Genomic DNA, 12,320 nt, shown 5'->3' on the forward strand with positions numbered 1-12,320 from the left:
GCATCATCGTCGCAGGCCCGCCAAAGCGCGGCATCTCGTTGCCGCCGAGCGGCTGGTTGTAAGTCTTGGTCGTCATCTGTTTTCCTCCGGTGGGGCGGTGTTTCACGTCTTTTGCCCCATCCTGAATGGTACTCTACGAGACTTGTCCGAGCGGCTGGAATACCCTTTTCGATTATTCTTCGGCGCGCGGCAGGATGAGGCAGGGCACCGGCGCGTTGTGCACGATCTTGCGGGCGTTCGAGCCGAGAAAGACCCGCATCAGCGGCCCCAGCTTGCTGGAACCGAGAACGAGCAGTTCGCCCTCCTCCCAGGCGAGCGACTCGAAAGCCGCCTTCCAGGTCGGGCCGTCGGCGATCTCGGCGGAAAGCCCCGCCTGTCCGGCAAGCAGGGTGGTCTGCACATCCCGTGCCTGCTCGCGCAGCACGTTGGAGACGAAATGCTCCGCGTCGTAGCCGGCACCCGTTGGATACATCTGCTTGTCGCGCACAACGAAGGTCACGAGACGAAGCGGCACCGAATATTCCTGTGCGAGTGCCGCACTGCGGGCGACGATACCTGGAGCGGAAGACGAACCGGAATAGGCGGCGCTGAGCCGTCGAATACGGCTCTCGGGGCCGGCCGAATAGCCATGCGGCGCCACCGCGATCGGCAGATGCGCGGAGCGCAAGAGTTCCGTCGTCACGCCGCCCTCGCCGAAGCGGCCGAACGGGGCCTCGCGCGCCGAACCGAGCACAAGGCAATCGGCGCCGATCTCGGAGGCGGTCCTGGCGAGGCCTTCACGCGCCGAGGAGGCGGAAACGGCGAGGAACTCCGCGGTCACGTCGTCGGGAAGCGATGCCTTTGCCTCGGCCTGCACCGTGGCGGTGTGCCGGGCGAGGAAGCTGCCATATTCGCCGTCGACGCGTGCCGGCGAAGGATGGCCCCAGGTGTCGGGCGTCACCGTGCAGGCGACGAGCGATGCCTTGCAGGACCGGGCGAGTACCGCACCGAGCGCCAGTGCCTCCTGCCCGCCCTGGTCGGCGGATAGACCGACGAGAATCTTCATTCTGCTGCCTCGCCGAGACCTTCCGGCTTTTCGAGCCGCGAGTTGCGGGCGGAGTAACCGAAATAGACAAGTGCGGCGATCGCCACCCAGACGCCGGTAATGGCATAGACCATCCAGCTCAACTTGAAGATGAGGTACAGGCAGGCGACGATGCTGAGCACCGGCAAAACCGGGCCGAACGGCACGCGATAGCCGCGCGGCATGTCGGGCTGCGTGTAGCGCAGGATCAGCACGCCGGCCGAAACGACGGTGAAGGCGGTGAGCGTGCCCATGCTCGTCAGGTCCCAGAGCAGGCCCGAGGGCACGAAGGCGGCGATCAGCGACACGAAGACCGCGACGATGATGGTGCAGGCGACCGGCGTCATGCTGCGCGGATCGACCTTGTGGAAAATCGACGGCAGCAGGCCGTCCCGCGACACCGCAAAGAGGATGCGCGACTGACCGTAAAGCACGATGAGCGTGACCGAAAAGATCGAGATGACCGCACCGGCCGCCAGCAGGTTCGCCGGCCAGGCCGCACCCGTCAGGTTCTGCAGGATGGTGGCGAGACCTGCCTCCTGCCCGTCGAAGGCATCCGCCGGCTGTACACCAAGGGCGGCCAGCGCGACCAGGATATAAAAGCCGGTGACGATGACGAGCGCCGAGATGATGGCGATCGGCAGGTTGCGCCGCGGATTGACCACCTCTTCGCCAGCCGTCGAGACTGCATCGAGGCCGACGAAGGTAAAGAAGATCGAAGCCGCTGCCGCCTGCACGCCGCCAAAACCGCTCTCGTTGAAGAAGGGCATGAAATTCGCGCTGTTGAAGGCACTGCCGGCGATCACGATGAAGAGGGTCAGCACGGCGAGCTTGACCATCACCATGATGGCATTGGCCCGCGCCGATTCCTTGGCGCCGCGCAAAAGCAGGATGCAGCAGAGCATGACAAGGATGACGGCCGGCAGGTTGATGAGGCCGGAACCTTCCGCGAAGAAGGCCATGGCAAAGGGATGGTCACCATCTACGACGGTGATCGGCCCCTTGATCATCCAGCCGGGCAGCACGATGCCGGTGATGTTGAAGAGCAGCTTTTCGACATATTCGGCCCAGCCGACCGCTACCGCGGCGGCAGAGATGCCGTATTCCAGAACGAGGCAGGCGGCGACGAAGAAGGCGATGCCCTCGCCGAGCGTCGCATAGGCGTAGGAATAGGAGGAGCCCGAGACCGGGATCATCGAACTCATCTCGGCATAGCAGAGCGCCGACAAGCCCGCCGCGACCGCCGCGATGATGAAGGAGAGCACGACCGCCGGGCCGGCCACCGGCACCTGTTCGCTCAGCACGAAGAAGATACCCGTGCCAATCGTCGCCCCCACGCCGAACATGATCAGCTGGAACAGCGTGATCGAGCGTCCGAGATGGCCATGCCCGTCGCCGGCACCCGAGGTGTCCGCAATCAGCCGGTCAACCGGCTTCTTGCGTGTGATTTGTTCCAGGATAGTTGACGCCATCGTTCCCCCCGATGTCTCCCCATATGCAATCACTGTAGCGTCGGGGCCGGCAAAGGTGCTGCCGTATTTCTGTCATTTTCCGACACTTGCTGCTGAGCACAGCACCCTTCTCGAAAGTTCTTGTCGCAAGCGCCAAGGGGTGACCGGGAGGGGCGAAACGGTGACCTGGAGGCCAGCTTGACAGGGTCGGGACAAACGTATCCTTATGGGTCGAGGCTGTCGGGCCACGCTCATCGGGAGACGCATGGCCCGTCCATGCAGCAGGGGGCGAGTGAATGAAGGATGAAGACGGGTCGATCCGGCTCGATCAGATCGATCTGCGTATTCTGGCATGTCTTCAGGCCAATGCGCGCATGACGAACCAGGAACTGGCCGATGCCGTGGGCCTTTCGCCCAGCCCCTGCCTGCAGCGGGTGAAGCGGCTCGAAAAGGCCGGCGTCATCACCAATTACCATGCCATTATCGACCTCGCAAAGGTCTGCCGCCATGTCGACGTCATCGCTGCAGTGACGCTCAACAGCCATGGGTTGGAGGATTTCGAGATCTTCGAAACGATGGTCGAAGAGATGCGCTACGTGGTGGAATGCACCAAGGTCAGCGGGCCGATCGATTACCTCGTGCGCTTCGTCTGCCCTGATATCGCCTCCTACCAGATGCTGTCGGACGAGCTTTTGCGTCTCGGCCCCAAGATCGGCAATCTTTCGAGCTACATCGTGCTCAAGTCGAGCAAGCCCTACCGGGGCGTGGCCTTCGACGATCTCGTCTCCCCGACGCCGCGCGGCGTGCCGACCCGGCCCGCTGTCCGCACCGGCAAATAGCTTCCATAGAGATACATCATGTCAGGCACTTTTTCCGACGCAAACGCTATGCCCGCCTCCGCCGGCCGGCGGGATAATTCCCGCTTCATGATATCAGGCATCCAGATGTCGGTGCCGATCACCGGCCGAAACATCGCGGCCATGACGATCCAGGTGGAAAAGACCATGGCGCTCTATCCGGGCACCGACATGATCGTCTTTTCCGAGCTTGCCATGCATGGTCCGCTGCATGCCTGCGCGGCGGAGGATCCGCTGGCCGACGAGGCCGTCTTCCAGGCGCTCGCCGCAAAACACCGCGTCTGGATCATTCCCGGCACCTACTTCGTGCACCGGGAGGGCAGGACCTACAATCATTCGGTCGTCATCAATCCGGACGGCGAGATCGTCGGGCGCTACGACAAGATGTTCCCCTTCATGCCCTTCGAGGCGGGTGTCACCGGCGGAACCGACTTCCTGATCTTCGACGTGCCGGATGTCGGCCGCTTCGGCCTTTCCATCTGCTACGACATCTGGGTCCCGGAGACGACGCGCACGCTGACTTCGGCAGGCGTCGAGGTGCTCATCCACCCTGTGCTGACCGGCACGACGGACCGCAAGGCGGAACTTGCTATCGTGCAGGCGACGGCGGTGATGTTCTCCTGCTACGTCATCGACGTGAATGGGCTCGATGCCGGCGGCGTCGGCCGTTCGCTGGTCGCCGATCCGACCGGCAATGTCGTGCACCAGTGTGGCCAGGTCACGGAAATCTTCCCGATCAACATCGATCTCGGCCTCGTGCGCCAGGTGCGCGCCGAAGGCGCCAACGGCCTCGGCCAGGTGCTGAAATCCTACCGCGATCGCAACGTCGCCTTCACGACTTACGAGAATGGCGGGGCCTCGACCTATCTCGACAGCCTCGGGCCGCTGGTGCCCATGCCGAAGCGGCGCTGATCAGGTCCAGGCGTAGCGCACGATGTGAAAGAAGACCGGTGCCGCGAAGACGAGGCTGTCGGCGCGGTCGAGCATGCCGCCATGGCCCTCGATCATGTGTCCCCAGTCCTTCACGCCGCGATCGCGCTTGATCGCCGAAGCGACGAGGCCGCCGAAGAAGCCCATGATGCACGCAAGGCCTGCCAGCACGCCGGCTTCGAAGGGCGAGAAGGGCGTCAGCCAGTAGAGCCCGGCCCCAAGCAGCGAGGCGCTGGCAATGCCGCCGATCAAGCCTTCCCAGGTCTTCGACGGCGAAATGCTCGGCGCGACCTTGTGCCGGCCGAAGAGTTTTCCAAAAATATATTGCAGCACGTCGCTGCCCTGCACGGTGGCGATGAGGAAAGCGATCAGAAGCAGGCCGCGTCCCTCGTTGCCCGGAATGGGCAGGGTCACCAGCGCCGGCACGTGGCTGATGCAATAGACCGAGAGCATGATGCCCCATTGCTGCTCGCTGACCCGTTCGAGGAAACGCGATGTATCGCCCCGGATTGCCGTCAGCGCCGGCATGGCGAGGAAGCAGTAGACGGGGATGAAGATCGAATAGAGCCCGTACCAGTCGATCCAGATCAGGTAGTACTGCACCGGTATGATGATCAGGAACATGCCGAGCAGCGTCCAGCGGTCGGCATGGCGCGTGTTGGTCAGCGTCACATATTCGCGAAGCGCCGCGAAGGAGACGAAGGCGAACAGCAGGATCACGCCGCCCGTGCCGAACAGGAAGGCGACGCTGATACCCGTCACCATGATCCACCAGGCCTTGATGCGCGCATTGAGATTTTCGAGCGTCGACGGCAGCGGCTTCGGGCTGCGATAGGAAAGCGCACCGGCAACGAGGCTTGCCGTGACGAGCACGGCAACAAGGCCGAAAAAGAGGCGTGTGGTATCGTCGCTCATCAGCGGTTTCCATCCTTTTGCGGCGCCAGCGCCAGAAGCGCCTGTCGGGCCCTGTCGAGAAAAGCCTTGCGCTCCTCCTCGGCCTCCAGCACGAGCGGCGCGCCAAAAACCACGCGACAGAGCAACGGCACGGGCAGTACTGCCCCTTTGGGCAAGACGCGCGACATATTCTCGATCCAGCAGGGCACCAGTTCGACATCCGGCCGGGCGGCCGCGAGATTGTAGAGGCCTGAGCGGAAGCGCAGCAACGGCTCTTCGGTCATGTTGCGTGTGCCCTCCGGGAAGAAGATCAGGGATTCGCCCGCTTCGAGCGCCGAGAGCATGACCTGCAAAGGATCGGCCGTCCGCTCGACCCAGTTGCGCTCGACGAGCACCGTGCGCAGCAGCTTTCCGGCAATGAAACGGCGGATGGAATCCGCGTTCCAATAGTCGGCGCCCGCAACAGCGGCGGTGCGGCTGCGCTCGGCCGGATGCAGGCAGGTCGAGATGAGGATGAAATCGCCATGGCTCGCATGATTGGCAAAATAGATGCGCTGCCGGCCGTTCGGCGCCGCGCCCGCCCAGATGGGCCTGACGCCTGTGACGGCGCGGGAAAGGCCCGCAAGTGCTGCGCCGGACACTTTTTGCAGCAGGGATGCTCCACCACCCGTCATGCGCCGCCTCCATCCATCGCGTCGAGGAGAAGGATGGCATAGAGCACCGCACCGATGGCGAGCGATGCGCGCTGGAACCAGACAAGCCGGCGGCATCCCTGAAGACGCTCCGCCAGCGATCGCGGCGTGTGGTCCCTCGCCCGGAGCCCCATGCGAGATAAGACATCATCGATGGCAGAGAGACCTTCGTCTTCCGTGTCATGGGACGCGGCAAGCCGGAAGAGTGCTGCGTCGAACAGCAGATGGACCGAGACGGCAAGCGGCAACAGGCAGAAGGCCAGCAGCAGCCACCAGCCGAGCGGTGCGGTAAAGCCATGCACGCCCGCCGTTGGCGGGGCGATCGCGAGGATCAGCAGAGCCAGCGCGCCGCCGATCAGGCCGTTCCGCCGCAGGCGGCGACCGGCGTCGCCTGCAACCCCCTTCCAGTCCGTCACCGCGCGGCCTCCTCGATAAGGGCATAGGCGTCAAATGGAAGATGGACCGGCCGGCCCTTCGCCTTGACCTGCGCCACGGCCGCGGCCGCATTGGTGGCGTGGCCCGATCGCATCAGCCAGCAAGCGGCAACAGCGGCGCTGCGTTGGAAGCCGAGCGCGCAACTGACGAGAACGGGGCCGTGCCGCCGCGCCTCCTCGACCGCCATCGCCGCTTCACGAATGCGCGGCGCGGAGGCAGAAAGCAGATCAAGGACGGGAAAGGCGTGCCAGGCGAGGCCAGGCACGTTATGTCCCGGAAACTCCGCCGACAGGTCAATCACCGCGACATAGGTCGAAAGGTCCGCACGGGATGGAAAGCGGCCAAGGAAGACGCCGTCCGCCACCTCCACCGCCGGCGGAAGTTTTCGGGTCCACCACAGGATGTTCAGCCGCGCGCCGAGCCGGGAGGGTGCAAGCAGCCATCGGCTGGCAAGGCTGACGCGTCCATCCGCCTGTTTCTGGAAAACGGCTGCCCCTGCCCCGGCATAGCCGAGCGCGACGATGGCAAGTGCCAGGCTTGGCCAAAGCAGAAGCAGCCCCGCGCCGGAATCCAGCGTCGCGAGGATGGTCAGGATGAGGAACACCAAGGCGCCGGCGGCGTAGTAGGTCACGAGCCGCCACGCCTTCGCATCATTTGTCCGGCGGAAACCGGCGAGCGGTGATGGTTTGCCCGCTGGAAAAAGCCAGAGCGCGAAGAGGCCGAGCAAGGCGCCGGTCGGGATATCGATGACGTGATGCTGCCAGGTTGTCAGCACGGAAAGGCCGATCAGCAGGCACCAGACATGCCAGACGGCAAGCCCGATCCCGCGCAGCCGTCCGCGCCAATGATCCCAGATGATGACGAGCAGCGCGATATGCAGCGACGGCGCCTGGTTGAAAGGCTTGTCGAAACCGCCAAGCACGTCGAACATGAAGCCGGGCAGGCCGTCCGTCTCCGGCCGCACGAAGATGGCCTGCAAGGGCAGGACGATGAAGCAGACGACGGCGACAACCTGCGCCGTAAGATAGCGCCGTGCCAGCCGGCCCACCTCATCCGGCGTGTCGTTGACGAAGAGCGAGAGCGCATAGAAGGCGTTGATCGACCAATAGGGGATGATCGTCCAGGCGATGAAGGGAATGTGTGTTTCCCAGCCGAAGGCGAGGTTCGGCACCCCTGTCCGTAAGGAAGCAAGCCAGTTCGCGGTACCGTAGGTCAGGTAGAAGAACGGCGCCAGGACGGCGAGCCAGAGTGCCGCCGCGCGAAAGACCGCGCGGCGATCGGTGACAAGAACCGGTACGATGCCCTCCCCCATGCCGGCCTCAGAGACGTTCGGCCAGCGAGACGGTGAAGATGCCCCACTTGTCGATGCGCTGCTCGATCTTGTGGAAGCCGGCGGCGGCAACGAGCTGGTCCATTTCCTGCTGGGTGCGCCGGCGCATGATCCACGCTTCGCCGCCACGGTGGGAGGTGAGGGCGCGGGCGATCATTTCGAGCTGCGGATGCCAGGGCTGGCCGGTATAGATCAAAAGCGACCCGGGCTCCACGGCACGCGCAAGGCCGGCAAGCGAGGCCTCGATCATGGCATTTTCCGGGAAGAGTTCGTAGAGGCCGGAGACGATGGCAAGCGTCGGCCGGGGGTCTATCGTCGCCAGCCCTTCCGTATCGAAGGCATCGGCGCGGTGGAAGGCGGCGACACCCTGGAGACCGCGTTCGGCGATCAGCGCCGTGCCCTTCTCCACGTTGATCGGCGAGTAATCCTGCAGGCGGATGCTTTCGGGTTTCGCCTCCGATGCCGCCACCGCGTCGAGCACGTAGCGCCCGTGACCGGCTGCGATATCCAGCACGCGGAGCGGCTTGCCTTCGGTCTTGAGGCGCGAGAGTGCCTTGCCGATCAGTTCCTCCAGATGGACCTTGCGCTGGCGGATGCCGCGCCAGCCGATGGCATCGATAAACTGCCGGTCGATCAGGCGACCCCCCGGCCCCAGGCCGCGCGGTTCGTTCTCATAAACGTAATCCAACGTCGAGCCGGAATCGAAACCGGTGCGCACACCGGTGGCGATGCCTTTGGAAAACAGCCCGCCAAAGCGGATCGAGGCACGCGTCATCGCCCAGTAAAGCCCGCGCGGCGACAGAAGCGACAGCGGCGTCGCCAGCCGGTCGGCCTCGTCGCGGGTGTAGCCGGAAAGATGCGCGCGACGAACATCCGCCACCACCGGCGGCTCGGCAAAACGCGCCGTGATGAAGGCGCGCACTTTCTCCAGGGCTTTCGCCCGGTCCCGCTCGCCGAGCGTGTCGTGGTAGAAGCCAGGCAGCACATGCCGTTCCTTGATCGTGCTGCCGAGATTTTCGAAGAAGCGGTGCTGCGGCCCGTGGCGCACGACGAAGTCGGCGCCCGAGATGAGGAGTTGAGTCGGCACGGTGATGGCGCGCGCATCGGCCACCACCCGGTCCGCCGCCTCGTAGAGTTCCAGCAGGATGTTGGAGGCGATCGGGCGGCTGATCAGCGGATCGGCCTCGAAGGAGGCGATTCGCGCCGGATCATGCGTCAGGAAGCGCGCCTTCACGTAGGAATTGACGAAGAACGTGCCCTTCAGCTTCTGCCAAAGCGCAATCCCCTCCTTGGCGAAGGGCACGTAGAGCTTGACGTCGAAAGCGGGCGAGGCAAGCACCAGTGCGCGGATATCCGGCGCATAGTCATGCACCCAGGTTGCGGCCAGCACGGCGCCAACGCTCTGCGCAACGACCGCGATCTGGTCCATCGCGAAGCCGCCGGTCTCGCGAATGTGGCGCACGAAGCAGTCTAAGTCGCGCACCGAATGGGCAAAGGACGGAGAATGGCCGCGCTCGCCGGGCGATCGGCCATGGCCGCGGGCATCCCAGGCGTAGATGGCAAAGTCGTCGAGGCCGAGCTCTTCGGCGATATGGGCCACCCGGCCGCTGTGCTCGTGGCCGCGGTGCAGGAGCACGATCGCACCCTTCGCCGTGCCGGAGCGTGCGGGCCAGGTGCGATAGAAAAGCTCCACGCCATCGTGGCTCGCAAACGCCGATTCGATCATGCGGTCCTCACTCCCTTTCAAACCTTGTCCACCCTATACGGATGAGCCCTGCGGTTTGCAGTTGATTTCATAGCGTTGCGTCTGCATTTGTTGAAGGCAATCGAGCGGATTTAAACTTTCATGTCGATCTATAAACTGAAATCGTCCTTCCAGACCCTTCTTCGCCCGCTTGTCGGCCGGCTCGCAGGCCTGGGCGTCACCGCCAACCAGGTGACGCTTATCGCGGCCACAGTCTCGGTTGCGATCGGCGCGCTTCTCGTTCTGCGCCCCGAGCCCACCTTGTTCGCGCTCGTGCCGATCTGGATGGTCCTGCGCATGGCGTTCAATGCCGTCGATGGCATGCTGGCCCGCGAACATGGCCAGAAGAGCGCGCTTGGCGGTTATCTCAACGAGATCACCGATGTCATCTCCGATGCCGCGCTCTATGTGCCCTTCGCGCTGATCGCCCCCTTCTCGCTGCCATGGCTCTTCGCGATCATCTTCCTTGCCATGCTGACGGAATTTGCCGGCGTGCTGGGCGTCGCGCATGGCAAGGGTCGCAACTATGAGGGGCCGATGGGCAAGAGCGATCGGGCGCTGCTGTTCGGCGCGCTCGGTGCGCTGGTCGCCGTCTTCGGTGTCCTGCCGGCATGGACATGGCATATCCAGCCGATGACCTGCGTGCTGCTGGTCTGGACGGTCGTCAACCGCATCAGGGCCGGCCTCGTCGAGGCCTGAACCTCAGCGTCCGCCGCCGAACCGGCGCGGCGTCGGACGGCCCGTCACCTGGTCCCAATGCTCGTCGGCACGCCGCTCGAAGGTCGCCGCATCACGGGCGTCGCTCTGGTAGAAGCTGCCGCGTGAGACATCCGGCGCATAGACCTGCTCGCTCCAGCCGCGTCCGTCGTCATGCGGAAAGGCATAGCCGACATGGCCGAGTGCGGCCGCGCCCTTGTAATGCGCATCGCGCAGGTGCATCGGTACGGCCGACGGCGCCTCGTTTGCCACATGCGTAAGTGCCAGCGAAATGCCACGGCAGGCGGAGTTGGATTTTGGCGCGCGGGCGACATGCAGCGCGGCGTGCGCCAGAATGATCTGCGCCTCGGGATAACCGATCTTTTCCACGGCGTGCAGCGCGGCGACGGCGGTCTGCAAAGCGGTGTTGTCGGCAAGGCCGACATCTTCCGAGGCGTGGATCATGATGCGTCGCGCGATGTAGCGCGGATCCTCGCCGCCATGGATCAGCCGTGCGAGCCAGTAGAGCGTCGCATCAGGATCGGAGCCGCGCATCGACTTCACGAAGGCCGAGACGACGTCGTAATGCGCATCGCCGGACCGGTCGTGATTGACGGGAGCGGCCGCATAGGCCTCCTCGACCATGGCCTCGGTTATGACGACCGGCTTGCCCGGCGCATGGCCGACCGCGAGGCCCTCCAGCACGGTCAGCGCGCGCCGCGCATCGCCGCCGGAACGGCCTGCGATACGGCGCAATTGAGCCGGCTCCAGCCGGACGTCCAGGCCGCGCGCCGCCAGATGGGCAAGGCCGCGCTGCACCACTTCCTCCATCTCCTGGAGGGTAAGCGGCTCGAGCTTCAGGATGGTCGAACGCGATATGAGAGCGGGCGTCAGCGTGTGATAGGGGTTGCCGGTCGTCGCGCCGATGAAATCTGCGACGCCTTCCTCGCAGAGCGCCAGAAGGTGGTCCTGCTGCGTGGCGCTGAAGCGATGCACCTCGTCTGCGAAAAGCAGCGTCGGCCGCATGCGCGCCTCATCGGCGATCTTACGGATATCGGCAACATTGTTGTGCGCGGCATGCAGCGGCCGAAAGCTCTTTCCAAGCATGTTGCCGATGGCGCGCGCGATCGACGTCTTCCCCAGACCCGGCGGGCCGTAGAGGATAATGCTGCCGAGCCGGCCGGCTGCGATGCGCCGGCGCAGCATCGTACCCTCGCCGATGATCTTCTCCTGGCCGATCACATCGTCCAGAGTGGCCGGCCGCAGTTCGGCGGCAAGCGGCATCGAGCCTGTGCGCGGTGCGGCATCGAAAAGATCGGTCATGGGATCCTCGTCGAAAGATTCTGTCCGTCCGACGAGGTCAGGCATCAACAAAAACGCCTGCTCCGGTCGAATGACGTTCGTCTATCGGCCGAAGCAGGCAGGGTCAAAGGCAATCGTCAGGGAATTGCGGTCAGTGCAGCCCGAAGAGGTTCAGCAGTTCCTCGCGGTGGCGAACGAATTGCGGTGAACTCCGGTCGCGCGGGCGCGGCAGATCGATCTCGATCAGTCGCGGCGCGGCGTTCTTCTCGCGCGGCAGGATGAGAATGCGGTCGGCGAGATAGATTGCCTCTTCCAGATCGTGCGTGACGAGAATCGTCGTCACGTCCTCGTCGCGCCAGATGCGCGTCAGTTCCTGCTGCATGCTGATCTTGGTCATCGCGTCGAGCGCGCCCAGCGGCTCGTCGAGCAGCAGGATTTCCGGCTGGACGGCAAGGGCGCGGGCAATCCCGACGCGTTGTGCCATGCCGCCGGAGAGTTGCCGCGGGTATGCGGTTTCGAAGGCCTGGAGCCCGACAAGATGCACGTAGCGCCGGGCCCGGTTGCACGCCTCCTCCCGGCTGATGCCACCGCGGGTATCGAGACCGAAGGCGACGTTGTCGAGCACGGTCAGCCAGGGCAGCAGGCGTGGTTCCTGGAAGATGACGGCGCGCTCGGCCCCCATGCCTTTAACCGCCTTGCCGTCGATCAGCACCTCCCCGTTGTCGGCCTCGTCGAGACCGGCGAGAATGCGCAGCAACGTCGTCTTGCCGGAGCCGCTGGCGCCGACGATGGCGAGGCTTTCGCCAGAGCGGATCTGCAGGTTGACATCGCTGAGGACCGGCAGCGGGCGCCCGTTCAGGGTGAAGGATTTGGAGAGGTGACGGATCGTCACCTCCCCGCGCACGGTCTGTGGAGCAAGGCTCATG

At 64.5% G+C, this 12,320-nt stretch carries 12 protein-coding genes; 3 read left to right on the forward strand and 9 right to left on the reverse strand.

Annotated elements, in window-relative coordinates; all coding sequences use genetic code 11:
• Positions 1-172: 172 nt before the first annotated feature.
• Positions 173-1,045 (reverse strand): universal stress protein, encoded by an 873-nt coding sequence (locus tag AC1RT2_RS00005; RefSeq protein ID WP_493098281.1) that lies wholly within the window; start codon positions 1,043-1,045, stop codon positions 173-175.
• Positions 1,042-2,535 (reverse strand): APC family permease, encoded by a 1,494-nt coding sequence (locus tag AC1RT2_RS00010; protein ID WP_493098283.1) that lies wholly within the window; start codon positions 2,533-2,535, stop codon positions 1,042-1,044. The genes AC1RT2_RS00005 and AC1RT2_RS00010 overlap by 4 nt, the downstream gene beginning before the upstream one ends.
• Positions 2,536-2,810: 275 nt before the next feature.
• Here AC1RT2_RS00010 and AC1RT2_RS00015 point away from each other — a divergent pair, with 275 nt between their 5' ends.
• On the forward strand, positions 2,811-3,353 hold the full coding sequence (locus AC1RT2_RS00015; protein WP_069063019.1) for an Lrp/AsnC family transcriptional regulator: 543 nt from the start codon (positions 2,811-2,813) through the stop codon (positions 3,351-3,353).
• Positions 3,354-3,440: 87 nt separating this feature from the next.
• Positions 3,441-4,283: a carbon-nitrogen hydrolase family protein gene (locus AC1RT2_RS00020; protein WP_493098286.1), complete on the forward strand. Its 843-nt coding sequence runs from the start codon at positions 3,441-3,443 to the stop codon at positions 4,281-4,283.
• Here the strand turns inward: AC1RT2_RS00020 and AC1RT2_RS00025 are convergent, their stop codons facing one another.
• Genes AC1RT2_RS00025 through AC1RT2_RS00045 form a run of 5 tightly spaced genes read right to left on the reverse strand, consistent with a single transcriptional unit; the run spans position 4,284 to position 9,378 of the window.
• Entirely contained in the window at positions 4,284-5,216 is a 933-nt protein-coding gene (locus AC1RT2_RS00025; RefSeq protein WP_493098288.1) for a phosphatidate cytidylyltransferase, read from the reverse strand.
• A complete protein-coding gene (locus tag AC1RT2_RS00030) occupies positions 5,216-5,869 on the reverse strand; it encodes a lysophospholipid acyltransferase family protein (RefSeq protein ID WP_493098290.1) in 654 nt (217 codons plus the stop codon). Before AC1RT2_RS00030 ends, AC1RT2_RS00025 begins: the two co-directional genes overlap by 1 nt.
• Entirely contained in the window at positions 5,866-6,303 is a 438-nt protein-coding gene (locus AC1RT2_RS00035; RefSeq protein WP_493098292.1) for a hypothetical protein, read from the reverse strand. The genes AC1RT2_RS00030 and AC1RT2_RS00035 overlap by 4 nt, the downstream gene beginning before the upstream one ends.
• A complete protein-coding gene (locus AC1RT2_RS00040; protein ID WP_493098294.1) occupies positions 6,300-7,634 on the reverse strand; it encodes a phosphatase PAP2/dual specificity phosphatase family protein in 1,335 nt (444 codons plus the stop codon). The genes AC1RT2_RS00035 and AC1RT2_RS00040 overlap by 4 nt, the downstream gene beginning before the upstream one ends.
• Positions 7,635-7,641: 7 nt before the next feature.
• On the reverse strand, positions 7,642-9,378 hold the full coding sequence (locus AC1RT2_RS00045) for a bifunctional alpha/beta hydrolase/class I SAM-dependent methyltransferase (protein WP_493098296.1): 1,737 nt from the start codon (positions 9,376-9,378) through the stop codon (positions 7,642-7,644).
• Between the two features lie 120 nt (positions 9,379-9,498).
• On the opposite strand from AC1RT2_RS00045, the gene AC1RT2_RS00050 reads away from it, so the two are divergent.
• A complete protein-coding gene (locus tag AC1RT2_RS00050) occupies positions 9,499-10,095 on the forward strand; it encodes a CDP-alcohol phosphatidyltransferase family protein (protein WP_493098298.1) in 597 nt (198 codons plus the stop codon).
• Between the two features lie 3 nt (positions 10,096-10,098).
• Here AC1RT2_RS00050 and AC1RT2_RS00055 read toward each other — a convergent pair whose 3' ends face one another.
• Both AC1RT2_RS00055 and AC1RT2_RS00060 read right to left on the reverse strand, forming a co-directional pair.
• Entirely contained in the window at positions 10,099-11,415 is a 1,317-nt protein-coding gene (locus tag AC1RT2_RS00055) for a replication-associated recombination protein A (RefSeq protein WP_493098299.1), read from the reverse strand.
• Between the two features lie 130 nt (positions 11,416-11,545).
• Positions 11,546-12,319 (reverse strand): ABC transporter ATP-binding protein, encoded by a 774-nt coding sequence (locus AC1RT2_RS00060; RefSeq protein ID WP_493098301.1) that lies wholly within the window; start codon positions 12,317-12,319, stop codon positions 11,546-11,548.
• Position 12,320: the final 1 nt, after the last annotated feature.

This window comes from Shinella sp. GW821-FHT11G07 (assembly GCF_058808115.1).